Raw genomic sequence first — 23637 nt, forward strand, 5'->3', positions numbered from 1 at the left:
GGTGTATGAAGACTGAAGATCATGCGGTGGCCTCAGGTCACAGCGTAGACCCGACCCTGCCCGCTGGCAGGAGGCGTTCGAGGGCCTGATGAGCCGGATAGCGGGGCGGTTTGCGCGGGTCGAACCCCGGCGTCGAGCGGGGCAGTTGGTGCTCGGGCTACTGTCGGACCTGCCGCGCAAGAACTGCTGGACCATCGCCGAGTGGGCCGGGGAGGCCACCCCGGACGGCATGCAGCACCTGCTCGGCCGGGCCAAGTGGGAAGCCGAGCAGGTACGCACGACCTGCGCGAGCACGTGGTGGAGCACCTGCACCACGACCAGGCGGTTGCTGGTGGTCGACGAGAGCGGGGACGTGAACAAGGGCACCGGCACGGCGGGCAGGATCGAGAACGCTCAGGTCGCCGTCTCCCCTGGTCTACGCCGGCCCGCGCGGGCACGCGGCAGTGGACCGGGACTGTACGTCCCGCGCTCCTGGACCTCCGACCGCTGCCGCGCCGCCGGGCTCGGCGCGGAGACTCCCTTCGCCACCAAACCGGAGCTGGCCGCCCGCATGGTCGCCCGGTTCCTGGACGCCGGCCATCAGGCCGCATGGGTCGCGGGCGACGAGGTCTACGGCGGCAACCCCAAGCTGCGAGACGCGCTGGAGAAACGCGGCACCGGCTACATCCTCGCGGTGGCCTGCTCGCACGAAGTCACCACCAGCGCGGGGAAGTTCCGTGCGGACACGCTGGCCAAGAAGGTGCCCAAACGGGCCTGGCAGAAGCTCTCCGCCAGGGCCGGAGCCAAGGGCCACCGCTTCTACGACTGGGCCGTCATCGACCTCGCCGACCCAAGGCCCGGCAGTCGCCAACTGCTGATCCGCCGCAACCGCAGCACCGGCGAACTCGCCTACTACCGCTGCTACTCGCCCACACCGATGCCGCTGACCACGCTGGTGCGAGTCGCTGGATCAAGATGGCCAATCCGGAAAGGGCCTGGCCGCCCTGGACGAGCATCAGGTCCGCCGCTACGCGTCCTGGTCCCGCTGGGTCACCCTGGGCATGCAGGGATACTGCTTTGGTGCTGTTGACGTGGATCGCTGAGGTGGCGGACGAGCCATTGGCGCTGGACCCGGGTGACCGGCGGGTGGAGTGGGAGACCAACACCTGGTCGCTGGATGCGGCGGACGAGGACAGGAGGTCGTTGTCCGCCGCCGAGGTGGTCGCTGCTTTTGAGCAGACTGCTGCTGCCATCCGGGCACGCATTCGCGAGCTGGGCTTTTCCGGAGCGGCGACGTTCTATGTGTGGCACGACGTGCAGGCCGGGCAGCTCCGGTGCTCAACCGGTTCTGTGCCCCCGGATGCGTTGCCGTTCAGCAGCACGTATGTGGCTTCCGCCGACCTTGGTCCAGTCGTTGAGGCGTTCCTGGCCGACAGCAAGCCGGGCGTCGTCGCCTGGTCGGACCTGGACGACGTGGGGAGCCACTTGGAGCAGACCGAGATCGAGCCGGAGATCACGCCCTTGCGGGTCTGGGCCAGCAGTGTCGGAGCCTCACACTGACTGGGCCTGCCCGTCCACCCGGACGAGTCGGCGGTGGCAGAGGAGGGTTGCGGCCATGCCGACGAAGGCGAGGAAGTGCTCTGCCTTGCGTTCGTAGCGGCGGTGGAGCCGGCGGCAGCCGGCGAGCCAGATACGGTCCTCTCAACAACCCCGGTGGCGGCCGAGTCTCTCTGCGTCACAGTTCGATCTGATATCGGATGAAACCGCGGTTCTCCGCCACCTTGTCGTAAAGGTGCCGTGCCGTGCTGTTGGACTCGTGGGTGTTCCAGTACACGCGGCAGCAGCCGCGGGACCGGGCCCAGTCGGACACGGCTGTGATCAGCGCGCGGGCCGTGCCCTTGCCGCGCATGTCCGGGGCGGTGAAGAGGTCTTGCAGGTAGCAGACGTCCGGCCCCGATGTGCTGGGGTGGGCGAAGAAGTGCGTGATGCCGACGAGTTCGTCGTCCCACCTCGCCCCCAGAGCGTGCAGATGTGTGTCCGCCAGGAATTCGCGCCATGCCCGGTCGTACATCTCGGGCGGCTCGACTCGCTGGTAGAACTCGATGTACGCGCGGAACAGGGCCTCCCAGGCATCCCTGTCGGACGGCATGAGCTTGCCGATACGGATCACGCGGCACCCCCAGATGATCAAACGTTGACGAACCGGTAATGAGTGGTCAGCCGTCCCTCGTCGTCCAGCACATGGAAGGCGAGCGCGGGTGGCTGGTCGAGGTGGACGTGGTCCTCGGCGTGGGCCCGGTGCTCCCAGGGGAGCCGGAGTGTGGAGACCACGCCCGGTGCCACCAGCAGCGGGCGGCCGGCGAAGGTGGTCGCCGCCGGGGTGTGGGCGTGCCCGCACAGGAAGGCCGTGATGTTGGGGTGGCGGCCCGTGAGCGCGGCGAGCCGCTCGGCTCCGAACTGTCGGATGCCGTCGACGAAGGGGACGTGCAGCAGAGCCGGCGGGTGGTGGAACCCGACCAGTACCGGCACCGCGTCCGGGGTCTCGGCCAGGACGTCCTCCAGCCACGCCAGCGTCTCGTCCTCGAGGAAGCCCTCGTCCTTGCCGGGCACCGAGGAGTCGCACAGGGCGATGACGACACCGGCGGCGCGGTGCACCAGGTTGATCGGTGCCGCCGAACCCGGCTGTCCGAGCAGGTGCTGCCGGAAGGCGGCGCGCTCGTCGTGGTTGCCGGGGCTGACCACGACCGGGTGCCGGGAGGTCAGCAGCCGGCGGGCCTGCTCGTACTCGGTGGGCAGGGCATGGTCGGCGATGTCTCCGGTGACCAGGACCGCGTCCAGGTCGTAGGGGAGGTCTTCGAGGTAATCCATGACGGCCCGGGTGCGCTCGATGCTGCGCGGCCCGCTGTCGATGTGAGTGTCACTGAGGTGGGCAATCACGTGCACCGCTGGGGTCCCTTCGTCGCGGCGTGCAGGGTGTGGGGCGTGCAGGATGTGGGGCGGCGCGCAGGAGGTGGGAAAGGACGGCCGAGCAGTCCTGACGGCGCGCCCATCGCGCCGTGTCCTATGACTGCGACCCGTTTCATGCTCGTGCTCCTCCCTCCGTCCGGGCTTCCGACCACGAACGTCACGAACGTAGAGGGCGACAGGACCAGAAATAAGATCCAGTTCCATGCCAGAAAATTGGTCCGGTTCCCGGCTCGACCTGCACATCGACTTCGATGCCGCAGGAGGGCGTCGAAACGGCCTGGAGTCCGCGCTCCGGGCGGCCATCCGCCAGGGACGCCTGCCCGCCGGAACGCTCCTTCCGTCCACCCGCGGGCTGGCCAGGGAACTCGGCCTCTCGCGGGGCACCGTGAGCGCCGCCTACGACCAACTGGTCGAAGAGGGCCACCTGACCACACGGCCGGGATCGGGCACCCACGTGGCCGGGACACCGCAGCACGTCACGGCTCCCGCACCACCCGCACCCGCGCCGACGACTCCCCGCCACGACCTACGCCCCGGGCTCCCCGACGTCAGCGCCTTCCCCACCCGGGCCTGGCTCGCCTCCACCCGCCGAGTGCTCAACCGCGCCCGCCCCGAGGTCTTCGGCGCCGGAGATCCGCAGGGCCGGATCGAGCTGCGCCACGCGCTCGCCGACTACCTGGGCCGCACACGCGGCGTGATCACGACCCCGGACCGCATCGTGATCACCTCCGGCTACTACCAGGGCCTGGGCCTGCTCAGCGGCGTACTGGCCGCGGGCGGCACCGGCACCGTGGCTGTGGAGGACCCGGGCCACAAAAGCTTCCGCGACGTCGTGCAACGCGCCGGGTTCACCACCGTCGCCCTGCCCGTCGACGCCCACGGCGCCCGCGTGGAGGAACTCACCCAGCGCACGGGAGCCGCGTTCCTCACTCCCTCGCACCAGTACCCGACCGGTGTCCCACTGCATCCGGGCCGCCGCCAGGCACTGTGCGTATGGGCGCGCTCCACGGGCGGGCTGATCGTCGAGGACGACTACGACGGCGAGTACCGCTACGACCGCCTACCCGTCGGCGCCCTCCAAGGCATCGCCCCTGACCACGTCGTCTACTGCGGAACCGCGTCCAAGACCCTCGGCCCTGCCCTCCGCCTGGCCTGGATGGTCCTGCCGCCCCACCTGGTGCCACCGCTGGTGCGGGCAAAGCAGGAAGCCGACCTGTACACCGAGACCCTGAGCCAGCTTGTCCTCGCCGACCTGATCACCACGCACGCCTACGACCGCCACATCCGCGCCGCCCGCCTGCGCTACCGCCGCCGCCGCGAACTCCTCGTCAACCGCTTGGCCGCCACGCCCGGCCTCACCGCCCACGGCGTCCCCGCCGGCCTGCACGCCCTCGTCACTCTCTCCTCCGACGGCCCCACCGAACACCACGTCCTGACCAGGTGTGCCCGCCACGGCGTCGCCCTGCGCGGTCTCACCGACCTTCACCACGACCCCGTCAACCGCCCCCAGGGCCTGCTGATCGGCTTCGCCGCCCCGTCGGAACACGGCTACCCAGCCGCCCTCGACGCCTTGTTCACCTGCCTGTAGGCCGGGCGCTCGACACCCCGAAATCCGGTGGCGGAACCCGTCCCGCACCGTCCACCATCCCCGCATGGCCTCGAACGAGCACGTCAGTGAACCAGCGGCAACTCGGTGGACGCGGGCGACCGTCTACCCCGACATGTGGGTGGATCCGGACGACGACCCGCGCGAGACCGCGGTGGAGATCGTCGATGAACGTGGGGCGTTGCTGGAGAGCCTGCGGCACTATCGCCTCACCCTGGAGATGAAGTGCGCGGGGCTGGACGCGGAGCAGATGGCTCGGCGGTCCGCGCCGCCGTCCACGATGTCGTTGCTCGGGCTGGTGCGGCATCTGACCGAGGAGGAGCGGCACTTCCGGCGGGTGATGGCCGGGGAGGACGCGCCGAAGCTGTACCGGACCGAGGAGGACCGGGACGGTGACTTCAACGGTGCGGTCGCGGACCCGGCGGTCGTGGAGGAGGCGTGGCGGCGGTGGCGGACCGAGGTGGAGCTCAACGAGCGGTATCTGGCCGGTGTCAGTGACCTCGCCACACGGAACGCCGGGTACTCCGACTTCGGTCCCGAGCCGGGTGGGCGGCTCCAGCTGCGTGACGTGCTGGTGGCGCAGATCGGGGAGTACGCGCGCCACTGCGGTCACGCCGACCTGCTGCGTGAGCTGATCGACGGCCGCGTCGGGCAGTGATCTTCCATGGACGTGGGGGGTCGCTCAAGTCCCTTCGCGGCACCGGTTGTTGAGGTCTTGTGTGTGCCGTCGGTCCAGCGAGGACGCGCACATACCCTCTGATAGGTTCCCACTTGCAACGTGCGGCGGAACGGGGGAACGTTCGCGCCTTCTCCCGGCATGCCCGCACCCGACCCAGCAGGTTCAAGGGGGAAGACCCGAATGACCAAGCGTCTCCTGATCCCCGTGCTCATCGCCACATGCGCGATGCTCGGCACCAGCACCGCAACGGCCGCGGAAGGCACCGTCGCGGCCCGGACGGCCTCGGCCGCCACGGCCGCGAGCGGCTGCACGGCGGACTTCCCGATGGGGCACGCCATCACAAACGTGAAGATCCGCAACAAGCCGAAGATGAGCGCCACCGCCCTGCGCCTCTGGTACAAGAACACCAACGGCTGCATGTCCAGTGGAACCGTCAAGGGCGGCGTCTACAGCGCGTGCGGCGGAGACGACTCGCCGCACTGGCGCAAGGTGAAGTACCGCGGCACCACCGGGTACGTGCCCATGGACTGCATCTACTCGGGCGCTGCGTAGTAGGCGTCGGGCCGAGGTCATAGCCTTACCTCCGGCGTAATCGACGGGCCTTCGGCGTCCCGGCAGGCTGTCTCCCATGACATCCACCAGCGCCGCGGACGCCACCCGCGCCACAGTCCAGAAGTTCCTCGAACTCCGGCTCGCCGGCGACACCGAAGGGCTCACCGAGCTCTTCGCGGACAAGGTCGACTGGATGCTGGCCGAGAACCCCGTCGTTCCCTGGATCCGACCTCGGTCCACGGCCGCCGAATGTGCCGCTCAGGCCGACGAGTTGGCCGAGTACACCGTGCCGGAGGACGCCCGCGCGTCCATCGACACGATCCTCGTCGACGGTACCGACGCCGTTCTGATGGGGCACCTCTCCGGGACCGTCCGTGCGACCGGCAAGTCCTTCTCGGGGCCCTTCGCGCTGCGGCTCACCGTCGAGGGCGGGCGGATCACCCGGCACCACCTTTACGAGAACAGCGCGTCGATCGCCGCAGCGTGCACACCTGACGCCTAGGAGCTGCCCGGGCGCTCCGAGCCGGACGAGGACGACGAAGGCACGGCCGACCTGGCGGCCTGCTCGATCTTCGCGCGGTGGGCTGCACGGGCTGCCTCGTCGATCTGCTGCTCGTTCTCGGCGCGCACCCCGGTCCGGCCGTCGAGGCCCTCGCGCAGAATGTCGGCGTGCCCGGCATGCCGGATGGTCTCGCCGAGTACATGGACCATGATGGCGAACAGGTTCGTGTTGGGATGAGGCTCCGGCCACCACGGCACGTGGCCGGGCGCGTCGAGGGAAAGCTCGTTGATCGTCGCGTCCGAGTGTTCCCACGTGCGCCGGTAGAACCCGATGATCTGATCGCGGGTCTCGTCCTCGGTCGCCCACTGATCGCTGCCGTCGGAGTCCTGCCACCGGGGCAGCGGTTGCGGGGAAGGGCGGTCGAAGACCTCGCCGAAGTACCTGGCCTCGACGGTGGCCACGTGTTTGACGAGGCCGAGGAGGTTGGTCCCGGTCGCCGTCAAAGGTCTGCGGGCGTCGTAGTCGGACAAGCCGTCGAGTTTCCAGAGCAGCGCCTCGCGGTCCCGCCGCAGTCTCCTGTGCAGGTTGTCCTTCGCGAATTCATCGATCATGCGGCATGAACCTTCCATGGGCTGTTCGTGGTCTCAAGATCCCGTGGGTGGGGTGCGTGACGGCTCGCGGCCCTCTGCGCGGGCGGCGGTTGGGGTCATGACGCCCAGCCTCGCCGTGCGCCCACGCCACTCACCAATGATTCGTCGCTGGACGAATCGGAACAGACGTCCGCCGGTAGCATCGCGGGGTGCTCCGCTTCGAAGTCTCCGTCGAGGACCTGCTGCGCAGCCGCTTCGCCCTGTCGCCCGCGATGGACCTCTGCTTACTGCTGCGCTCGCTCGCCGGCCGGAACCGGCCGCTGCCGCGAGCCTGGGCCACCCGGCTCCTGCCGGCCTTCGAACGGCTTCGCCGCGAGACCGAACTGGACGCCGCCCTCGCCCTGCACACCCCGCGATCCGGACCGAACTTCGTCGCCCCGCCCCCGCGCGGCCTCAACCAGACCTGGGCAGACGACCTGGCCATGATCCGGGCCACACCGCTGGAAGCGGCCCGCCACGAATTCGCCACCACCGCGACCGGCCCGTCCGCCCATGACCCCCGCGTACGCGCAGTGCTGGACTCCACGGACGCCGTCTCCAGGATCGCCGAGGCGATGGACCAGGCGTGGCACGAGCTGCTCGCCACGGACTGGCCGCACCTGCGCGCGATCTGTGAGCGCGATGTCGTGCACCGGGTGGGCGTGATCGGCGAACACGGATGGGCCACGGCCATCGAGAGCCTGCACCCGAGCATCGCCTGGCGCGCCGGCGGTATCGAGATCGGCTTCTTCCCCCCAGTCGGAGGCGTCCGCCTCGCCGGCGACGGGCTACTGCTGATCCCGTCGGTCTTCGTCGGGAACATCGCCGCCCACCTGGAAGACCCCTGGCCCAGGACCTTGGTCTATCGTGCCCGCGGCACCGCCGCCCTGTGGGACGAACAGGCGACCGTCCCCCCACCGGACGCGCTGACCGCTCTGGTCGGCCGGGCCCGAGCCCGGCTGCTGTTGGCGCTGGACGCCCCGGCAAGTACCAGCCACCTCGCCCGAAGCCTCGCCATGGCACCCGGCGCGGTGGGAGACCACCTCACCATCCTGCGAGGCGCGGGGCTGCTCGTCCGCGCCCGGTCCGGACGGTCGGTGCTCTACCGGCGCACCCCGCTCGGCGAGGCGCTGGTCGCCGGTTCGGGCTGAGGACTCAGATCAGCAACGACCCGGCGGTTCTTGCCCAGGCCGCTTCCGTGCCCGGTGCCGCGCCGGGCGATGAGCGCCCGGTGCCGCGCCGGGCGAGGGACCTGCTGCAGCCGACGCTCCCACGTGCCGTCGGCTAGTTCGCGCTGCCGCCCCCGCGCAGCGCCCGGGCGCACGCGCCGATGATCAGGGCGTTCACCAGTGCACCAAGCACGACGGCGGCGACCAGCATCGCGCCGTGGTCCGGGAGCATCAGCAGGACCAGGCTCACGGGGGCGGTCGCCAGGAGCGGGATCACCCCCGCCATCGACTCGTCCGAACCGTCGGCCAGCGTCACAACCAGCGCCCATGCCAGCAGGATCGCGCAGACGGCGAGGTAGACGAGAGCGGCGGGGTGGCGCAGGGCGCGGGCCGCCTTGCGGGAGGGCGAGCGGCCGGGAGGTGCAGCAGTCATGGTGGACTCCTCGGTCGGGATGGTCATCGGGGTGGTCAAAGGTGCGTGCCCGGTTGGTTCGGGCGGGCCAGGCCCAGGTCGTACGCGAGGATCGTGGCCTGGACCCGGTCCCGTAGGCCGAGTTTGCGCAGGAGCGCGTTCACGTGGGACTTCACCGTGCCTACGGTGATGCCCAGGGTGTCCGCGATCTCCGCGTTGTTGAGGCCGGCGGCGACCAGGCCCAGGACGTTCCGCTGGCTCGCGGTCAGGGTGTTCAGTTCGTGGGGCCCGCCGGCGTTGCGGGGGCCCGGGCCGGATGCGTAGTGGGAGATCAGGCGGCGGGTCGCCGACGGGGCCAGGACCGACTCGCCCGTGGCCACCACCCTGATGCCCTGGAGGAGTTCGAAGGCGTGCACGTCCTTGAGGAGGAAGCCGGAGGCACCGGCGCGCAGGGCGTCGAAGACGTAGGCGTCGAGGTCGAAGGTGGTCAGGACCAGGACCCGGGGGGCGTTCTCCCGGGCCGTGATGATGCGGGTGGCGGCGATGCCGTCCAGTTCGGGCATGCGTACGTCCATGAGGACGACGTCGGGCGAGAGGTCTTCGGCGAGGCGTACCGCTGCCACACCGTCGGCGGCTTCGCCCACGACCGTCATGTCGTCCTCGGCGTCGATCACCGCCGCGAAGCCCGCCCGTACGATGCCCTGGTCGTCGACGACCAGCACCTTGAGGCTCATTGCTCGGTCTCCTCTACTCCGGACAGCGGCAGGCGGAGGCGGAGCGTGCTGCCTCCCGGGCCGGTGGTGAGAGAGCCGTTGAGTGCCTTGACCCGTGTCTCCAGGCGTCGGCGGACGGCGGGCTCGGCTGCGGCGGTCACCCCTGTGGCCGTGAGCGTCAACGTATCGCCGTCCGCGTCGAGTTCGAGCAGGGCCGGCCGGGTACCGCCGGCCGCCAGCAGTGTCTCGGCCGCGTGGTAGGCGGCCAGGTCCACCGCCGTCGGCAGGCGCTCGGGCACGCGATCCGTCCGGCGTATCTCCACGTCCCTGCCCGTCGCCCGGCACTGGTGGGCCAGCAGGTCGAGGGCCTGGAGGGTGGGCTGCGGTCGCAGGCCGGGGGCCGGATCGCCCTCCCCCACCGTGTCCAGCAGGGCTCGCATCGCGGCCAGGGCCTCGCGCGCGCGGTCCGCTGTCGCGTCGAGGTGCCCCGCCTCCGCCTCGGCGATCATGTCGGCGGTGCGAGCCAGGACGGTGGTCTCCAGGCCGGTGGCGATCCTGCGGCGTTCGGCCCATGCTTCCCGGACGGCCTCTTCGGTCCAGGTCGCCAGGCGTTCGTCCCGTGCACTGCGGCCGGCCGCCTCATGCCGGCCGCGCAGCGTGCCGTACCAGTGGGCCGCGCCGACAGCCACGGCCGCTCCGGCCGCCGTGCTGGCTCCGACCGCCCAGACGGGGAGCGTCGTACCGCGGTCCAGGACGGCGGCCGCCGCCGCTGCCGCGTGCACCGGCACTGCCACCAGAGCACCCGGGAAACGGCCGGGCGACGGGTCGGCGACCCCTCGCGCCGCCTTCACCACGAGCGCCGTACAGGTCGCGATCACGCTCAGCAGCGGCGGAAGGAGCACCGGTCCGGTGTACCCGCCCACCTCCATCGCCGGCGGCCACAGCAACACCAGCCCGAGCAGGACCCCGTAGGCCGCCCTGGGCGCCCGCGCCAGCCACAGCAGTGCCATCGCCTGGGCGGCGGCCAGCAGTGCGAAGAGGACTCCGGCGGACACCTGGGACCCGGGCGTGGTCTCCGAGGACCGGATCACCAGCACCGGGAGCAGTGGCTGCCCGGCCAGACCGGCAGCGGCCGTCAGCTGTGCCAGGCGGTAGGTCCGGGGAACGGTTCGCTCGACCGACCCGGTGTTCCGGCCGGGCAGGACCGCCCTGACCTCCCAGCCCCCCTCCGCCGTCGGGCCACTCGTCAGCGTGCCCCCCGCCTCCTTCGCCCGGGACCGCAGGAAGCCCTGGCCCCGCCCCGAGCCGAGGCCGGTGCCGTGGGCCGGTGAACCGGCCGGTGGCGCGGCACTCCTGACCGCCACCTCCGTGCGCGTGTCGCCGTACCGGCACAGAACCGTCGTGTGCGCGCCGGGCGCGTGCCGTGTCACGTTGGTCAGGGCCTCGCGGACGATGCCGTACACGGCGTCCGCGACGGTGCCGTCCGGGAGTGGGTCGATCTCGCAGTCCACCTGCTGGCCGAGGCTGCGGAACCCGGCGACGAGCGACCGCAACCGTTCGTCCGGGGACGGCAGTTCCTCCTGTGCGGGTGCCGGTGCACGGACCGCTCCGAGCGCCCGGGTGACCTCGCGGCCCGTCTCGACCGCGAACTCAAGGGCCTCGGCGGCCAGTTCCGGGCGGCGGTCGCGCAGGCCGAGGGCCGCCCCGGCCGTGACGACCACGGCGGTCAGGTGATGGGCGCTCACGTCGTGCAGCTCCCGTTCCATACGGCGCCGCTCGGCCTCCGGGAGGCGGTGGCGCTCGGCCTCGGCCCGCTTCAGCAGGTGCTCGGCGGCCTGCCGGGCGCGACGGGTACGCCGTACCAGCAGGCCGGAGCCGCACGCGGCGGCGTAGAGCAGAGCGGTCAGGACCAGGTCCAGGCCGTCCGGGGTGCTCAGGCCGTGCAGGGTGAGGCCGTGCAGTGACTGCCAGGCGGCGAGCGTGACGACGGACAGGACGGCGGTGTACGTGTCGCGCTCGGTCGCCACGCTGAACAGGGCCAGTGCGACACCTGCCGTGCCGAGTACCGCGACCGCGCCCGCGGGCAGCGGGCCGGCGCCCAGTGCGCAGACGGCGGCGATGACGACGAGGGTCGTCACCGGGCGGGTTCGGCGCAGGGCGAGGGCGGCTGTCGTCAGTCCGCCGACCAGGGCCGCCACGAGCAGGTCGGAGGCCGGCGGCACGGTCCCGCGCAGCAGCGCCGCGCCGGGCCAGACCGCGGCCTGGGAGCAGATCAGCGCGACCGGGAGAAGTCGATCGTCGGTTCGATTCATGTCCTGACCAGGCTAGAGCCGCAGGCCAGGGGAGCCTCTCCGGCCGGAGGCGGATTTCGGTCTCTTACCTGGGTTACAGACGTCGCCGGGACGACCGTTCCGCAGCGTGAGGACCGGGCGACGTGCCGTCCATAGGCTCGATCACATCGACATCCCGCATCGGGAAAGGCCGACATCCCGCATCGGGAGACGTCGGTGTCCCCGCATCGGGAAACGTCGCAATTTCCCGACCGATCACGGAGGATCTCCCATGTCCAAGCGCACTCTCGTCGCGTCGCTCGCCGGCATCGTCGCCATCGGCGGAATCACCGCCGGCGGCCTCGCCGTGGCGGCCGCCTCCGCCTCCACCGACCCGTCCCTGGCGAACACTTCGGCCCGCTACACCGATGACAGCACGCTCACCTTCACCACGGACGTGAGCGACGACTCGGGCGTCCGCAGCCTCAAGGTCCTCGCCTGGCCCGCCAGTTCGAAGCTCGACCCGACCGAGGCGGAGCTGCGGTCCGCGGAGCGCGCCACGTGCCGGAGCACCGGCGCCGAGACGTCCCGCTGCACGTACACGGTGCGGGCCACCGAGGAGGAGGCGTCCGAGCTGGCCACCGGGACCTGGTACGTCTCGGCGCTGGCGACGGCCCAGGACGGCGACACGACGTTCGTGCCCCGGGCCGCCACCTTCGAGGTCACCCGCTGACGATCCGCCAGTACTGCCGTTTCTCCTCGTCCCGTACGACCACGCCCAGCCGCAGCAGTTCGCGGCGCAGCTCACGGGCGTCCTCGGCGTCGTCGTCGCTCTTGCGGGCCTGGGCGCGGGCCCGCAGCAGGGCGTCCGCACCCTCGGGGAGACCCGGGGTGCCGGGGACCCAGCGGCGGAACTCCGCGCGATACGGGTCCTCCTCCGCCCAGCGGTAGCCGTGCCCGGCGAGGGTGTCGGCCAGGCGCGGCCAGGACAGGCCGCAGTGCTCCCGGGCCAGTTCCATGCCGTCCGGGGCCAGCACCACGAGTTGCTTGCCGTCCCTGCACAGCACCGCGATCTCCTCGCGGGTGAACTCCCGCGTGCTGTCCCTGATGGTCAGGGCCAGGTGCGTGCCGGAGATGCGGACCGACAGCGACTCGTGCACGGCGGCGAGGCCCAGCAGCAGGCCGCCGAGCGCGCCCACGGCGACCGTGCCGAGGGTGAGCGCGGGCTCCGGGATCGAGGTCAGCAGTTCCGCCGGGCCCTCCAGCGGTGCCCACGGCAGCTTCAGCAGCAGGCGGGCGAGGAGCGGGAGCACGGCGCCGATGCCGGCGCCGCAGGCCACGCAGAAGAGTGTGATCACCCAAGGGGACTCGGACAGTTCGGTGTCCCCGCCCGTGCCCGTGCCCGCTGGCGGAACCCGCTTCTTCCCCGTCCGAACGTTCCTCGCGTCCTCCATGAGGCGAGTCTCGGCGGGCGGGGCACGCGCTGTCGTCAGCCGTTGGTCTACGTGTCCGCGACTTTGGTCGCGGGGCAGGGCCACATCCCGCCTCACGGGTGCATCCGCGCCCCCTTCACCACCTTGTCCACCGCGTTCTTCGGGCCGTAGACCGCGAGGCCGACCAGATCCAGGTCCGCCGTCGGCACCGACCGTACGGCCGCGCGGTTGTCGCGGTCGTTGCCCGTGGCGAACAGGTCCGAGGTGAAGATCGCACGGGGCAGGGAGCGGGACAGGGCGCGGGTGTGGGCCGTGGTCAGGGTCTCCTTGGTGGCTTCGAAGACCAGGACCGGCTGGCGGAACATCGGCAGGTACGGCACGCCGTCCGCGTCCTCGTAGGGCTCGCCGATCACCTCGGGGACCTGCGCGCCCAAGCCGCTGACCAGGAACGACGTCACGTTGAGACGCTGCCAGGGCTCCAGGTCGGCGCGCAGCAGTACGGCGATCTTCGTGTCGAAGCGGATCGGCTCCACAGCCGGTTCGGTGTGCGTGTTCATGATGCGAGCGTGCCCGGCGGCCCTCGCCGGGGTCTTGTACGTTCTTTGCATGGCTTCCCAGCCCGCCCGGATCGTCTCCGCCTGGCGGCCCGCCGTGCCCGGTGTCGTCGAGGTCTTCCACGCCCGCTTCACCGAGTACGCGTACCCGATGCACGTCCACGACGCCTGGACGCTGCTGATCGTCGACACCGGCGCCGTACGGTACGACCTGGACCGGCACGAGCACGGCACCCCGCACGACACCGTGTCGCTGCTGCCGCCGCACGTGCCGCACAACGGCTCCCCCGTCACCCCGGAGGGCTTCCGCAAGCGGGTGCTGTATCTCGACCGGACGTATCTCGGGGACGAGCTCATCGGAGCCGCCGTCGACCGGCCGGACCTGCGCGATCCGCTGCTGCGCAAGCGCGTCGGGCAGGTGCACGGCGCGCTGCTGCGGCCCGGTGAGGAGCTGGAGGCCGAGAGCAGGCTGCTGTTCGTCGGGGAACGGCTGCGCGGGCATCTGCGGGGCGACAGCGACAAGCCCCGGCCGGCGGATCCCGTGCTCGCGCGGCGGCTGCGGGAGTTGCTGGACGAGCGGGTCGTCGAAGGTGTCGGACTTCAGGAGGCGGCCGGGCTCGTCGGGGCCCATCCCGCCCATCTCGTACGGGCGTTCAGCGCCGCTTACGGGATCGCCCCGCACCAGTACCTGACGTCCCTGCGCGTGGGCCGCGCCCGGCGGCTGCTGCTCGAAGGCCGCTCACCGGGAGAGGTGGCGGCCGAGGCCGGGTTCTACGACCAGTCCCACCTCACCCGGCACTTCCGGAAACTGGTGGGCGTCCCGCCCGGGCGTTACCGGGCAGGACAGCCTAGCGGTCAGGGCGTTGGGTGAGGTGGGCGAACGCGTCCAGGTTGCGCGTCGACTCCCCGCGGGACACCCGCCACTCGTACTCCTTGCGGATCGCCGAGGCGAAGCCCAGCTCCAGGAGGGTGTTGAAGCTGCCGTCGGAGGCCTGAAGGACCTGGCCGAGCAGGCGGTCGATCTCGTCGGCGGTGACGGCGGCCAGGGAGAGCCGGCCGGTGACGTAGACGTCGCCGTGCTGGTCGACGGCGTAACTGACGCCGTAGAGCTTGAGGTTGCGTTCCAGGAGCCAGCGGTGGACGCCCTGCTCGTTCTCGTCGGGGTGGCGGATGACGAAGGCGTTCAGCGAGAGGGAGTGGCGGCCGACGATCAGGGAGACCGTCGTCTTGAGCTTGCGGGTGCCGGGGAGCTGGGCCACGTAGGTGCCGGGCTGGGGGCTCTCCCACTCCAGGTCGGCGTCCTTCAGCACTCCCTCGACGACCTGTGCCGCACGCTGTTCCAGATCGGTTTCACCCATGCTGCGAGCGTACGCGACGGCGGTGTGCCTGCATCGCGGCCGTGTACACGTCCGCCGTGGTGGCGGCCGCCGTGTCCCAGCCGAAGGACTGGGCGTGGCGCGCGGCCTGACCGCCCAGCCGGGGCGACAGCTCCGGGTTGTCGGCGAACTCGCGCAGCACGCGCGCGTAGTCGGCGGGATCGTGGCCGCGTACCAGGAAGCCGGTGTGTCCGTCGCGCACGGCGACCGGCAGACCGCCGACCGAGGCCGCCAGCACGGGGGTGCCCGCCGCCTGCGCCTCTATGGCGACCAGGCCGAACGACTCGCTGTAGGAGGGCATGACCAGGACGGAAGCCGCGCGGAACCAGTCCGCCAGCTGCTCCTGCCCGACCGGCGGGTGGAACCGTACGACGTCCGCGATGCCGAGGCGTGCGGCCAGCTTCTGGAGGCCCTCGGGCTTGGCGAGGCCACTGCCGCTGGGGCCGCCGACGACGGGGACGAGGATGCGCGAGCGCAGCTCGGGGCGCTCGTCGAGGAGGACGGCGACGGCGCGCAGCAGCACGTCGGGGGCCTTCAGGGGCTGGATGCGGCCCGCGAAGAGCGGGATCAGCGCGTCCTGGGGCAGGCCGAGTCGGGCCCGGGCGGCGGCGCGGCCGTCGGCGGGCGAGAAGCGGCTGAGGTTCACGCCCGGGTGGACCACGGCGACCTTGTCGGTGTCGGCCGCGTAGTGCCGTACCAGTTCGTCGGCCTCTTCGGTGGTGTTGGCGATGAGGCGGTCGGCGGCGGCGACGATCTGCATCTCGCCGATGACGCGGGCGGCCGGTTCGGGGGTGTCGCCGTCGGCCAGGTTGGCGTTCTTGACCTTGGCCATGGTGTGCATGGCGTGCACGAGGGGCACGCCCCAGCGCTGGGCGGCCAGCCAGCCGACGTGGCCGGAGAGCCAGTAGTGGGAGTGGACCAGGTCGTAGTGGCCGGGGCGGTGGCCGGCCCAGGCCTGCATCACCCCGTGCGTGAAGGCGCACAGCTGGGCGGGGAGGTCCTCCTTGTTGAGGCCCTCGTAGGGACCGGCGTCGACGTGCCGGACGAGGACGCCGGGGGCGAGCTCGACGGTCGGCGGGAGGGCGGCCGAGGTCGCGCGCGTGAAGATCTCGACCTCGATGTTGATCGCGGCGAGGCGCTGCGCCAGCTCCACGATGTAGACGTTCATGCCGCCGGCGTCGCCGGTGCCCGGCTGGTGCAGCGGGGAGGTGTGCACGGAGAGCATGGCCACCCGGCGGGGCCTGCGGTGCAGCCGCAGGCGCGCGGACGGGGACGCCGAGCGCCGCCCGAGCCTGCCGATGTACTGGCTCACGTGGCGTTCCTCCTCGCTCAGGGCATGCCATGGCAGGGCGCACGTGCCCTCCAGCGGTCCAACACCGGAAGGTTGGGCTCCATTTCCTGATTCGCGACCTTTACCGAATCATTACCGCTCCTCGCTCAACCGTTCGAGGAGGTGGGGCGTGGGGGTAAGCCTGAGGGAGAGAGGAACGAGGTGGTGCGCGATGAAGCTGGTGGTGCAGGAGTTTCTGTCGCTCGACGGTGTCTCCCAGGGGCCGGGCGCCCCGGACGAGGACACCAGCGACGGCTTCGAGCGAGGCGGCTGGTTCGTGCCGCATCTGGACGAGGAGTTCGAGCGGCTGGCCGGCAGCTGGCTCGGCGAGGCGGACGCGTTGCTGTTCGGGCGGCGCACGTACCAGAACTTCGCCCGCGACTGGCCGGCGATGACCGGCCATCCCCTCGCCGGGATCATGAACAGCCTGCCGAAGTACGTCGCCTCCCGGACCCTGACCACGGCCGGCTGGGAGCCGACCACGATCCTCTCCGGTGACGTCCCCGCCCAGGTCGCGGAGCTGAAGCGGCGGCCCGGCCGGGAGCTCCAGATCCACGGCAGCGCCCGGCTCGCCCAGTCCCTGCTCGCCGCCGGGCTGATCGACATGCTGCGGCTCGTGATCGCCCCGGTCGTGGTCGGCCAGGGCCGCCGCCTCTTCCCGGACGGCGGCGCACCGGCCGGGCTGCGGCTGGCCGGCCACCGGACGACGCCGGGCGGCCTGTCGGTGCATGTCTTCGAGTCGGCGGGGGTTCCGGGGTTCGGGACGTACGAGGGTGGGGGCGGGGCCGGGGCCTAGGTGTGGCTTTCGACACCGGGGGCGGTGCACGCCGGGGCGCCGCTTAACCTCGTACGCATGACATCCCGCGCCGCCACCCGCCCCGTGGGCACGGTGACGCGCGGGACGACCAACCCCAACCGCCTGCGCCGTATGGACCGCTGGATCGCGGCCACGCACGGCGCAGAGCTGCGCCGTGCCGCCGATCCCGTAGCCGTCGACCTCGGGTACGGCGCCGCGCCCTGGACGGCCGTCGAGCTGCTGCACCGGCTCCGTACGGTCGCGCCACGCGCGCGCGTGGTGGGCGTCGAGATCGAGCCGGCCCGGGTCGCGGCGGCGCTGCCGTACGAGCGGGCGGGGCTGATCTTCCGGCACGGCGGTTTCGAGATCCCGATCCCGCAGCGGCCCCTGCTGGTCCGCGCGGCGAACGTGCTGCGGCAGTACGCGGAGGGCGAGGTCGAGGCCGTCTGGCACCGGCTGTGCGGGCGGCTCGCCCCGGCCGATCCGGCGACCGGGGCGCGCGGCGGGCTGCTGGTCGAGGGGACCTGCGACGAGATCGGACGCCGGCACGTCTGGGTCGCGCTCGGCCCGGAGGGACCGCGCACGGTCACCTTCGCGACCCGGCTCGGCTCCCTGGAACGCCCCTCGGACCTGGCCGAACGCCTGCCGAAGGCGCTCATCCACCGCAACGTCCCGGGCGAGCCGGTGCACGCCTTCCTGCGCGACTTCGACCGCGCCTGGGCCGCCGCCGCACCCTACGCGTCCTACGGCGCCCGCCAGCGCTGGATCCGGGCGGTACGGAACCTGACCGCCGACTGGCCCGTGGCGGACGGGCCGGTGCGATGGCGGCAGGGCGAAGTGACGGTGCGCTGGGAGGCGCTGGCGCCACGGGGCTGAATCCCCCGGCCCGGCACGGACCGACCCGGCCCGCCGGGAACGATCTCTTTGAGTCGTTCGTCACACTGGCGGGGAGATCGTCATGCCGATGGCATATCGGGGAGGGGACCGCGGGAAGTACTACCCCTGTCGCTTCGCGCGCCGACATGGCAGCATCCCCACGCGAACCGTACGTTACTGACGGTTAATCAGTTTGGGGGCTGAAGTATGGGAACGGGCAAGCGTGGCCTGATCGCGACCGCCGTGACCGTGGTCTGCGCGCTCACGGTGCTGGCGGCACCGGGCACGGCGTTCGCGAGCCCAAGTCCCACACCCACCCCGAGCGCGGGCCCGACCCTCGCGCCCGGCAAGGACCTGGAGGCCGTGCGGAAGAAGCTCGACAAGCTCTACCGCGCCGCGGCCCGCGCCACCGACGAGTACAACGCCGCTGAGGAGAAGGTGGACAAGCAGTCCGCCGAGCTCGTCAAGCTGGCCAAGAAGATCGTCAAGGGCCAGGAGAAGCTGGCGAAGCTGAAGGACCGCGCGGGCGCTTCGGCCGCCGCACAGTACCGCGGCGGCGGACTGCCGCCCGAGGCCCATCTGATGCTGAGCGACGATCCGCAGGAGTTCCTCGACGGGGCGGGCCGGGTGCGCCAGGGCCAGCACGCGGCCAAGGGCCTGATGGGCGAACTGACCCGCACCCAGGAAGACTTGGAGCAGTACGCGCAGGACGCCTCCGCCCAGTGGAAGAAACTCGAGGCGGGCCGCAAGGCCAAGGCCGCCGCGCAGAAGAAGATCGAGAAGCAGATCGCGGAGGCGGAGAAGCTGGAGTCCGAGCTCCGCAAGGAGGAGCAGGAGCGCCTCGCCGAGCTGGAGAAGGAGGCCGCCGGCAAGGCGCAGACCGCCTGGCTCGACTCCGGCATCCTCGACGAGATCAGCGGAAAGGCCTCCGAGCAGGGCAAGAAGGCCGTCGCGTACGCCACGGCCCAGATCGGCAAGCCGTACCAGTGGGGCGCCGAGGGCCCTAAGACCTACGACTGCTCCGGGCTGACCTCACAGGCCTGGATCTCCGCCGGACGCGGCATTCCGCGCACCTCGCAGGAGCAGTGGAAGCGGCTGCGGCACATCGACATCCAGGACATGCGGCCCGGTGACCTCATCATCTACTTCGACGACGCCAGCCATGTCGCGATGTACGTCGGCGACGGGGCGATCGTGCACGCGCCGCGGCCCGGGCGGACGGTGACCATCGCGGGGGCCGGCTCGATGCCCATCCTCGGGGTGGTACGACCGGACGCCGACACCGACTGAGCGGGCACCGAGACCGAGCGGGCGGCGAGACGGCGTGGTCGCCGAGACCGAGCGGGCGGCGAGACGGCGTGGTCGCCGAGACCGAGCGGGCGGCGAGACGGCGTGGTCGCCGAGACCGAGCGGGCGGCGAGACCGAGCGGGCGCCGGCCGGACACCGGATACCGGACAACGAGTCGCCGCACGCCCGCCGGTGACCTGCACCACGTGGCCCTGACCACGTGACCCAGCCCACCCCGAACCCACCGCTAAACAGCGTGCTGACGTGACGTTCGTCATCCCCACAGCATCCCGGCGGTGTCCAACTGGGGGGCATATCGCGGCATATGACACTGGCCGATGGCGCAGCGGCGTGGCTCACACCATTCCAATGCGGCGCCGACACCCGCTATGGTCCCGGTCGGTGGGTCGAGGTCCCTCGCCCCCGCCATGCCCTCGGGGGGAGGGAAGGAACCCAAGACGATGCCCGTACCCATACCGCGGCAGAGAGCGATCCCGGCCGTGGAGAGTGGTCAGGCGCAGGCCGAGTCCCGCTGCGACGGCCCCGCCGAGCAGTCCGCCAAGGACGTCTCGGCAGCGGCCCCGCGTACGCCGGACACCGCCGGGAACAACACGGACAAGGTGGAGAACAACACCGCCCACACCAACCTGACCCTGCTGCTGATCGAGGACGATCCGGCCGGTTCGCCGATCGTGCCCGACATGCTCGACCAGGCGGGCAAGCCGATCCGCGTCCGCACGGCCCGCAACCTCACGGAGGCCGGACGGCTGCTGACCGACGACGTCCACTGCATCCTGCTGGACCTCGCGCTGCCCGCTCCGGGCCGCAGCGACTCCGATGACGAGCTCGCCGTGCTCAAGCACGTGCTGGAGCTCGCGCCCCGGCATGCCGTCCTGGCGCTGACCGCCTCGGGCGACGCCGAGCGCGGCGCGGAGGCGGTGCGCGTGGGCGCCCAGGACTACCTCTTCCGCGACGAGCTGGACGGCCGGCTGCTGAGCCGGGCGATCCGCTACGCGGTGGAGCGCAAGCGCTCCGAGTCGGCCGAGCGCCGGCTCGCCGAGGGCCGGCTGCGCGCCCAGGAGAACCGCCGCCTGGAGCGCGGTCTGCTGCCGACCCCGCTGCTGGACGGCTCCCCGCTCCGGTTCGCCGCCCGCTACCGCCCGGGCCGCTCGCGCGCCCTGCTCGGCGGCGACTTCTACGACGTCGTGCGCACGCCGGACGGCACCGTGCACGCCATGATCGGTGACGTCTGCGGTCACGGCCCGGACGAGGCCGCCCTGGGCGTGGAGCTGCGGATCGCGTGGCGCGCGCTGACGCTGGCGGGCCTGTGCGGCGACCAGCTGCTGGGCACGCTCCAGCAGGTGCTGGAGCACGAGCGGGCCGACGACGAGATCTTCGCGACCCTGTGCACGGTGGACATCGCGCCGGACGGCCGCCGCGCCGGACTGTGTCTGGCGGGCCACCCGTCGCCGCTGCTGGCCCGCCCGGGCAAGCCGGCCCGCCTGCTGCCGTACGACAACAACGGACCGGCCCTCGGGCTGCTGCCGGGTGCCCGCTGGCCGCGCATGCAGGTGGAGCTGGGCGCCGAGTGGAGCCTGATGCTCTACACCGACGGCCTGATCGAGGGCCATGTCGGCCAGGGCCGGGAGCGGCTCGGCCAGGACGGCATGACGGAGATGGTGCGCCGCCAGATCGCCGAGGGACTGCGGGGCGAGGAGCTGCTGCGGGCGGCGGTGAACGAGGTGCGCGCCCTCAACGGCGGCGAGCTGACGGACGACGTCGCGGTACTCCTGCTGGACCGGGTGCCGTAGCCCCGGTCGGCTCAGGTGCCGGCCGGGGGCTTACCGGCCGCCGTTCCAGGGGCCGTACGGGCCGTCGCTGCTGGAGCCGCGGCGGCTGCGGCCGCCGCCGGGGAGCGCGCGGATGGCGGGGCGGACATCGACCATGTACACGATCGTCGCGATGAGGCCGATGATCGGCAGGAACGACAGAATCGGGAAGAGCAGGTTCACCACGAAGGCCAGCCCGAGGATGATCATCCAGAACGGCTTGGTCTTCTTGTCGGCCGCTCGGTAGGCGTCCTCCCGCCGCACGGCGGCGTCGAACAACGCGAAGCCGCTGAAAATGATCAGGGCAATGCTCAGAAGCCACATGAACCCTGCGAAGCCCTGCATCAGCACTACGTCCACCACCTGACTCGGCTCGTCCCTACGCGGTCACCGTACCCGTACAACGGGCCGGACACCCCCAGGGTGCCCGGCCCGTTGCGGTCGCTCTGCGCCCTCGGCCGTCCTACTTGGCCGGCGGGGTGCTCTTCTTGGCGGTGGTGGTCTTGCGCGCCGGGGCCTTCTTCGCCGCGGGGGCCTTCTTCGCCGGGGCGGCGGTGGCGGCGGGCTTCGCCGGCTCCTCCTTGACCTCGACCGGCTGGGCCTTCGGCTCGACGGCCACGGCCAGCTCCTCGACGCCCTCGGCGACATCCTCGATGCCCTCGGCGGCCTCGCCGCGCCAGGTGCGCACGGCCTGCTCGCCGTGCTCGGCGACCTTCTCGTAGGTCTCCCGGGCCTTGACGGCGTACTCGGCGGCCACGCCGACGCCGCGCAGCGCGAAGTCCTGGGCGGTCTCGCCGACCTTCTTCAGGTCCGCGTCGATCGTGCTGCCGAGCTTCTTGATGTCGACGTCGATGGAGCCGATGAACTCCGTGACCTTGTTCTGAAGGGTCTCCTGCGTCTCCTTGACGCGGGCGGTGGCCTCCTTGGCCCGGGCGGAGGCCTTCTCCTGGACGGCCTTGGGGTCGGTGTTGCGCACGGCGTCGATCCGCGCGGGGGCCTCGGAGCGCAGCTGCTCCACCAGGGCCGGCACCTTCTTGGCCTGCTGAAGGGCGAGGTCGGCGGTGCCTGCGGCGAAGTAGAGCGGCGTCGGGTCGCTGAGGGTCTTGCGCAGGTCGTCGGTGATGGCCATGGTGATGGTCCTCCCGGATTCTGTTTCGCTTGAGGGTTCGGCTGAGGGTTGTGTGATCCGCAGCGGTACGGCCGGTGCCCTGGTCCGGCTCAGCCGGCCGTCTGCTGCGGGTCGGTGTCACTGCCGCCGGTGGTCTTGCGGGCCCGGCGGGCGGCGGGCGTACCGCCGGTGTTCTTGCGAGCACGGCGGGCGGGCGAGGGTGACGTACCGCCGTCGTCCTCGCGTATGCGGCGGGTCGCCGACGGTGACGCGGACGTACCGCCGTCGCTGCCGTCGCTGTCGCGGGTACGGCGCTCGGCGGGCCGGCCGCCGTCGGCCGTGCGGGTCCGTCGTATCCCGGTGCCGCCGTCCGGAGCGTCCCCGTCACCGTCTCTGTCCGCCGCGTCCTCGGCGACCACGAGGTCGACGACCGCGGAGCCGTCGCCGGTCCCGAACCCGTTCTCCTTGCGGAAGGACTCGTAGATCTGCAACAGCACCTGCTTCTGCCGCTCGTTCAGCGTCGGGTCCGCGAGGATGACGGCACGCGTCTCGACCTCGTCCCGGTCCCGCTCGGCGTCGAGGATGCCGGCCCGGACGTACAGCGTCTCGGCGGAGATCCGCAGGGCCTTGGCGACCTGCTGCAGCACCTCCGCGCTCGGCTTGCGCAGTCCGCGCTCGATCTGGCTCAGATACGGATTGGACACCCCGGCGGCGTCGGCGAGCTGCCGGAGCGACAGCTGCGCGTTGCGCCGCTGTTCGCGCAGGTAGTCACCGAGATTGCCGACGTTGAGCGATGCCATGACTCCACAGTGCCGCACCCCGCTAACTATTGCAAGCACCTGCTTGCAAAAGTGCGCCACGCCACCCTGGGAGCCGCGACATCCTGATCACTGGGCCTACTGTGTCGAGGCATGAACACGGACCAGTGGTTAGCAGACACCCGCACCTCCTACGACACGGTCGCGGTCAGCTATGCCGACCAGCTGCGCGAGGCTCTGGCCGGGGAGCCCTACCTTCGAGCAGCTCTGGCGTTGTTCGCCGACTTGGTGCACGCCACCGGCGGCGGGCCGGTGGCGGACGTGGGCTGCGGGCCTGGACACGTCACCGCTCACCTGCACGAGCTGGGCGTGGACGCGTTCGGCATCGATCTCTCCCCCGCGATGATCGACATCGCTCGGCGCGACCACCCCGGCCTGCGGTTCGAAGTCGGCTCGATGACGGACCTGCACCTCGCCGACGCTTCGCTCGCCGGCCTGCTCGCCTTCTGGTCGTTGATACACGTCCCCGACGATGCCGTGCCCACGGTCTTCAGCCACTTCCACCGGGTGCTACGCCCTGGCGGAGCACTGCTGCTCGGCTTCCACGTCGGTGACGAGTCGAGGCTGAAGACGCAGGGCTACGGCGGTCACCCGATGAACGTTTACGTCCACCGCCGCCGGCCTGACCAAGTGACGGCCTGGCTGCACGATGCCGGCTTCACGGTCGAGGCCCACATGCTCCTCGACCTCGACGAGAGCGTTCCAGGGGCGGTCCTCTTCGCACACCGTCAGCCCACGCCGACCACCTGAC

The 23637-nt window shown here is 71.5% G+C and carries 27 protein-coding genes and 1 pseudogene; 14 read left to right on the forward strand and 14 right to left on the reverse strand.

The window, feature by feature from the left end; all coding sequences use genetic code 11:
* The first annotated feature begins 88 nt into the window (after positions 1 to 88).
* Both ACH4G3_RS31385 and ACH4G3_RS31390 read left to right on the forward strand, forming a co-directional pair.
* On the forward strand, positions 89 to 1069 hold the full coding sequence (locus ACH4G3_RS31385; protein WP_449657607.1) for an IS701 family transposase: 981 nt from the start codon (positions 89 to 91) through the stop codon (positions 1067 to 1069).
* Positions 1060 to 1539 carry a hypothetical protein gene (locus tag ACH4G3_RS31390; protein ID WP_397627668.1) on the forward strand — a complete coding sequence of 160 codons (480 nt, stop codon included), beginning with the start codon at positions 1060 to 1062 and terminating at the stop codon, positions 1537 to 1539. Before ACH4G3_RS31385 ends, ACH4G3_RS31390 begins: the two co-directional genes overlap by 10 nt.
* Here the strand turns inward: ACH4G3_RS31390 and ACH4G3_RS31395 are convergent.
* The 3 genes and pseudogenes from ACH4G3_RS31395 to ACH4G3_RS31405 form a co-directional block, all read right to left on the reverse strand.
* Positions 1531 to 1710: pseudogene (locus ACH4G3_RS31395) on the reverse strand (hypothetical protein); the annotation flags it as partial. The gene ACH4G3_RS31390 and the pseudogene ACH4G3_RS31395 overlap by 9 nt on opposite strands.
* Before the next feature lie 4 nt (positions 1711 to 1714).
* On the reverse strand, positions 1715 to 2149 hold the full coding sequence (locus ACH4G3_RS31400) for a GNAT family N-acetyltransferase (RefSeq protein WP_397627669.1): 435 nt from the start codon (positions 2147 to 2149) through the stop codon (positions 1715 to 1717).
* 17 nt (positions 2150 to 2166) lie between these two features.
* Entirely contained in the window at positions 2167 to 2922 is a 756-nt protein-coding gene (locus ACH4G3_RS31405) for a metallophosphoesterase (protein ID WP_397627670.1), read from the reverse strand.
* Between the two features lie 226 nt (positions 2923 to 3148).
* Between ACH4G3_RS31405 and pdxR the strand changes: the two genes are divergently transcribed.
* The 4 genes from pdxR to ACH4G3_RS31425 all read left to right on the forward strand — a co-directional run bounded on the left by pdxR (position 3149) and on the right by ACH4G3_RS31425 (position 6285).
* On the forward strand, positions 3149 to 4534 hold the full coding sequence (gene pdxR / locus ACH4G3_RS31410; RefSeq protein ID WP_397627671.1) for a MocR-like pyridoxine biosynthesis transcription factor PdxR: 1386 nt from the start codon (positions 3149 to 3151) through the stop codon (positions 4532 to 4534).
* Positions 4535 to 4598: 64 nt separating this feature from the next.
* Positions 4599 to 5210, forward strand: coding sequence for a DinB family protein (locus ACH4G3_RS31415; protein WP_397627672.1), 612 nt, complete (start codon positions 4599 to 4601; stop codon positions 5208 to 5210).
* Positions 5211 to 5411: 201 nt separating this feature from the next.
* Positions 5412 to 5783 carry a hypothetical protein gene (locus ACH4G3_RS31420; protein WP_397627673.1) on the forward strand — a complete coding sequence of 124 codons (372 nt, stop codon included), beginning with the start codon at positions 5412 to 5414 and terminating at the stop codon, positions 5781 to 5783.
* A 76-nt stretch (positions 5784 to 5859) separates the two neighbouring features.
* On the forward strand, positions 5860 to 6285 hold the full coding sequence (locus ACH4G3_RS31425; protein ID WP_397627674.1) for a nuclear transport factor 2 family protein: 426 nt from the start codon (positions 5860 to 5862) through the stop codon (positions 6283 to 6285).
* Here the strand turns inward: ACH4G3_RS31425 and ACH4G3_RS31430 are convergent.
* The gene (locus tag ACH4G3_RS31430; protein WP_397627675.1) at positions 6282 to 6896 is read right to left on the reverse strand and encodes a DinB family protein; all 615 of its coding nucleotides are present in this window, start codon (positions 6894 to 6896) and stop codon (positions 6282 to 6284) included. The two genes, ACH4G3_RS31425 and ACH4G3_RS31430, sit on opposite strands and share 4 nt — an antisense overlap.
* A 188-nt stretch (positions 6897 to 7084) precedes the next feature.
* Between ACH4G3_RS31430 and ACH4G3_RS31435 the strand changes: the two genes are divergently transcribed.
* Complete coding sequence (locus ACH4G3_RS31435; protein WP_397627676.1) at positions 7085 to 8065, forward strand: winged helix-turn-helix domain-containing protein; 981 nt, start codon at positions 7085 to 7087, stop codon at positions 8063 to 8065.
* A gap of 133 nt (positions 8066 to 8198) precedes the next feature.
* On the opposite strand, the gene ACH4G3_RS31440 is transcribed toward ACH4G3_RS31435, so the two are convergent.
* From ACH4G3_RS31440 to ACH4G3_RS31450, 3 genes are read right to left on the reverse strand one after another with little or no spacing between them, the layout of a single operon-like run.
* Entirely contained in the window at positions 8199 to 8516 is a 318-nt protein-coding gene (locus ACH4G3_RS31440) for an SCO4225 family membrane protein (RefSeq protein ID WP_397627677.1), read from the reverse strand.
* 35 nt (positions 8517 to 8551) lie between these two features.
* On the reverse strand, positions 8552 to 9229 hold the full coding sequence (locus ACH4G3_RS31445; protein ID WP_397619654.1) for a response regulator: 678 nt from the start codon (positions 9227 to 9229) through the stop codon (positions 8552 to 8554).
* The gene (locus ACH4G3_RS31450) at positions 9226 to 11520 is read right to left on the reverse strand and encodes a sensor histidine kinase (RefSeq protein WP_397627678.1); all 2295 of its coding nucleotides are present in this window, start codon (positions 11518 to 11520) and stop codon (positions 9226 to 9228) included. Before ACH4G3_RS31450 ends, ACH4G3_RS31445 begins: the two co-directional genes overlap by 4 nt.
* Positions 11521 to 11770: 250 nt before the next feature.
* Here ACH4G3_RS31450 and ACH4G3_RS31455 point away from each other — a divergent pair, with 250 nt between their 5' ends.
* On the forward strand, positions 11771 to 12211 hold the full coding sequence (locus ACH4G3_RS31455) for a DUF5707 domain-containing protein (RefSeq protein WP_397627679.1): 441 nt from the start codon (positions 11771 to 11773) through the stop codon (positions 12209 to 12211).
* Here ACH4G3_RS31455 and ACH4G3_RS31460 read toward each other — a convergent pair.
* Both ACH4G3_RS31460 and ACH4G3_RS31465 read right to left on the reverse strand, forming a co-directional pair.
* Positions 12201 to 12932, reverse strand: coding sequence for a YqeB family protein (locus tag ACH4G3_RS31460; RefSeq protein ID WP_397627680.1), 732 nt, complete (start codon positions 12930 to 12932; stop codon positions 12201 to 12203). The genes ACH4G3_RS31455 and ACH4G3_RS31460 overlap by 11 nt on opposite strands.
* Before the next feature lie 92 nt (positions 12933 to 13024).
* The gene (locus ACH4G3_RS31465; RefSeq protein ID WP_397627681.1) at positions 13025 to 13468 is read right to left on the reverse strand and encodes a DUF2000 family protein; all 444 of its coding nucleotides are present in this window, start codon (positions 13466 to 13468) and stop codon (positions 13025 to 13027) included.
* A gap of 49 nt (positions 13469 to 13517) precedes the next feature.
* Here ACH4G3_RS31465 and ACH4G3_RS31470 point away from each other — a divergent pair, with 49 nt between their 5' ends.
* Positions 13518 to 14336, forward strand: a complete 819-nt coding sequence (locus ACH4G3_RS31470) for a helix-turn-helix domain-containing protein (protein WP_397627682.1) — start codon at positions 13518 to 13520, stop codon at positions 14334 to 14336.
* Here ACH4G3_RS31470 and ACH4G3_RS31475 read toward each other — a convergent pair.
* A complete protein-coding gene (locus tag ACH4G3_RS31475; RefSeq protein WP_397627683.1) occupies positions 14314 to 14823 on the reverse strand; it encodes a type III secretion system chaperone family protein in 510 nt (169 codons plus the stop codon). The two genes, ACH4G3_RS31470 and ACH4G3_RS31475, sit on opposite strands and share 23 nt — an antisense overlap.
* Positions 14816 to 16153 carry a D-inositol-3-phosphate glycosyltransferase gene (gene mshA, locus ACH4G3_RS31480; protein WP_397627684.1) on the reverse strand — a complete coding sequence of 446 codons (1338 nt, stop codon included), beginning with the start codon at positions 16151 to 16153 and terminating at the stop codon, positions 14816 to 14818. Before mshA ends, ACH4G3_RS31475 begins: the two co-directional genes overlap by 8 nt.
* Positions 16154 to 16343: 190 nt before the next feature.
* Between mshA and ACH4G3_RS31485 the strand changes: the two genes are divergently transcribed.
* The 4 genes from ACH4G3_RS31485 (at position 16344) to ACH4G3_RS31500 (ending at position 20942) form a co-directional block, all read left to right on the forward strand.
* Positions 16344 to 16967 carry a dihydrofolate reductase family protein gene (locus tag ACH4G3_RS31485; protein WP_397627685.1) on the forward strand — a complete coding sequence of 208 codons (624 nt, stop codon included), beginning with the start codon at positions 16344 to 16346 and terminating at the stop codon, positions 16965 to 16967.
* A 57-nt stretch (positions 16968 to 17024) separates the two neighbouring features.
* The gene (locus tag ACH4G3_RS31490; protein WP_397627686.1) at positions 17025 to 17843 is read left to right on the forward strand and encodes a class I SAM-dependent methyltransferase; all 819 of its coding nucleotides are present in this window, start codon (positions 17025 to 17027) and stop codon (positions 17841 to 17843) included.
* A 207-nt stretch (positions 17844 to 18050) separates the two neighbouring features.
* The gene (locus tag ACH4G3_RS31495; RefSeq protein WP_397627687.1) at positions 18051 to 19133 is read left to right on the forward strand and encodes a C40 family peptidase; all 1083 of its coding nucleotides are present in this window, start codon (positions 18051 to 18053) and stop codon (positions 19131 to 19133) included.
* Positions 19134 to 19592: 459 nt separating this feature from the next.
* Complete coding sequence (locus tag ACH4G3_RS31500; RefSeq protein WP_397627688.1) at positions 19593 to 20942, forward strand: PP2C family protein-serine/threonine phosphatase; 1350 nt, start codon at positions 19593 to 19595, stop codon at positions 20940 to 20942.
* Between the two features lie 30 nt (positions 20943 to 20972).
* On the opposite strand, the gene ACH4G3_RS31505 is transcribed toward ACH4G3_RS31500, so the two are convergent.
* From ACH4G3_RS31505 to ACH4G3_RS31515, 3 genes are all read right to left on the reverse strand, one after another.
* A complete protein-coding gene (locus ACH4G3_RS31505) occupies positions 20973 to 21305 on the reverse strand; it encodes a DUF2516 family protein (RefSeq protein WP_307179914.1) in 333 nt (110 codons plus the stop codon).
* Positions 21306 to 21423: 118 nt separating this feature from the next.
* Positions 21424 to 22089: a hypothetical protein gene (locus tag ACH4G3_RS31510; RefSeq protein ID WP_397627689.1), complete on the reverse strand. Its 666-nt coding sequence runs from the start codon at positions 22087 to 22089 to the stop codon at positions 21424 to 21426.
* 89 nt (positions 22090 to 22178) lie between these two features.
* Positions 22179 to 22868: a helix-turn-helix domain-containing protein gene (locus ACH4G3_RS31515; protein ID WP_397627690.1), complete on the reverse strand. Its 690-nt coding sequence runs from the start codon at positions 22866 to 22868 to the stop codon at positions 22179 to 22181.
* A gap of 111 nt (positions 22869 to 22979) precedes the next feature.
* Between ACH4G3_RS31515 and ACH4G3_RS31520 the strand changes: the two genes are divergently transcribed.
* Positions 22980 to 23636 carry a class I SAM-dependent DNA methyltransferase gene (locus tag ACH4G3_RS31520; RefSeq protein WP_397627691.1) on the forward strand — a complete coding sequence of 219 codons (657 nt, stop codon included), beginning with the start codon at positions 22980 to 22982 and terminating at the stop codon, positions 23634 to 23636.
* The last annotated feature ends 1 nt before the right edge of the window (position 23637 follow it).

This window comes from Streptomyces afghaniensis (assembly GCF_044327915.1).
GTDB classification, from domain to species: domain Bacteria; phylum Actinomycetota; class Actinomycetes; order Streptomycetales; family Streptomycetaceae; genus Streptomyces; species Streptomyces afghaniensis.

Coding starts and splice junctions, on each gene's coding strand:
- ACH4G3_RS31385 (WP_449657607.1), top strand. CDS start 89: ATGAGCCGGATAGCGGGGCGGTTTGCGCGGGTCGAACCCCGGCGTCGA.
- pdxR (WP_397627671.1), top strand. CDS start 3,149: ATGCCAGAAAATTGGTCCGGTTCCCGGCTCGACCTGCACATCGACTTC.
- ACH4G3_RS31415 (WP_397627672.1), top strand. CDS start 4,599: ATGGCCTCGAACGAGCACGTCAGTGAACCAGCGGCAACTCGGTGGACG.
- ACH4G3_RS31420 (WP_397627673.1), top strand. CDS start 5,412: ATGACCAAGCGTCTCCTGATCCCCGTGCTCATCGCCACATGCGCGATG.
- ACH4G3_RS31425 (WP_397627674.1), top strand. CDS start 5,860: ATGACATCCACCAGCGCCGCGGACGCCACCCGCGCCACAGTCCAGAAG.
- ACH4G3_RS31430 (WP_397627675.1), bottom strand. CDS start 6,896: ATGATCGATGAATTCGCGAAGGACAACCTGCACAGGAGACTGCGGCGG.
- ACH4G3_RS31440 (WP_397627677.1), bottom strand. CDS start 8,516: ATGACTGCTGCACCTCCCGGCCGCTCGCCCTCCCGCAAGGCGGCCCGC.
- ACH4G3_RS31445 (WP_397619654.1), bottom strand. CDS start 9,229: ATGAGCCTCAAGGTGCTGGTCGTCGACGACCAGGGCATCGTACGGGCG.
- ACH4G3_RS31450 (WP_397627678.1), bottom strand. CDS start 11,520: ATGAATCGAACCGACGATCGACTTCTCCCGGTCGCGCTGATCTGCTCC.
- ACH4G3_RS31455 (WP_397627679.1), top strand. CDS start 11,771: ATGTCCAAGCGCACTCTCGTCGCGTCGCTCGCCGGCATCGTCGCCATC.
- ACH4G3_RS31460 (WP_397627680.1), bottom strand. CDS start 12,932: ATGGAGGACGCGAGGAACGTTCGGACGGGGAAGAAGCGGGTTCCGCCA.
- ACH4G3_RS31465 (WP_397627681.1), bottom strand. CDS start 13,468: ATGAACACGCACACCGAACCGGCTGTGGAGCCGATCCGCTTCGACACG.
- ACH4G3_RS31470 (WP_397627682.1), top strand. CDS start 13,518: ATGGCTTCCCAGCCCGCCCGGATCGTCTCCGCCTGGCGGCCCGCCGTG.
- ACH4G3_RS31475 (WP_397627683.1), bottom strand. CDS start 14,823: ATGGGTGAAACCGATCTGGAACAGCGTGCGGCACAGGTCGTCGAGGGA.
- ACH4G3_RS31485 (WP_397627685.1), top strand. CDS start 16,344: ATGAAGCTGGTGGTGCAGGAGTTTCTGTCGCTCGACGGTGTCTCCCAG.
- ACH4G3_RS31490 (WP_397627686.1), top strand. CDS start 17,025: ATGACATCCCGCGCCGCCACCCGCCCCGTGGGCACGGTGACGCGCGGG.
- ACH4G3_RS31495 (WP_397627687.1), top strand. CDS start 18,051: ATGGGAACGGGCAAGCGTGGCCTGATCGCGACCGCCGTGACCGTGGTC.
- ACH4G3_RS31500 (WP_397627688.1), top strand. CDS start 19,593: ATGCCCGTACCCATACCGCGGCAGAGAGCGATCCCGGCCGTGGAGAGT.
- ACH4G3_RS31505 (WP_307179914.1), bottom strand. CDS start 21,305: ATGCAGGGCTTCGCAGGGTTCATGTGGCTTCTGAGCATTGCCCTGATC.
- ACH4G3_RS31510 (WP_397627689.1), bottom strand. CDS start 22,089: ATGGCCATCACCGACGACCTGCGCAAGACCCTCAGCGACCCGACGCCG.
- ACH4G3_RS31515 (WP_397627690.1), bottom strand. CDS start 22,868: ATGGCATCGCTCAACGTCGGCAATCTCGGTGACTACCTGCGCGAACAG.
- ACH4G3_RS31520 (WP_397627691.1), top strand. CDS start 22,980: ATGAACACGGACCAGTGGTTAGCAGACACCCGCACCTCCTACGACACG.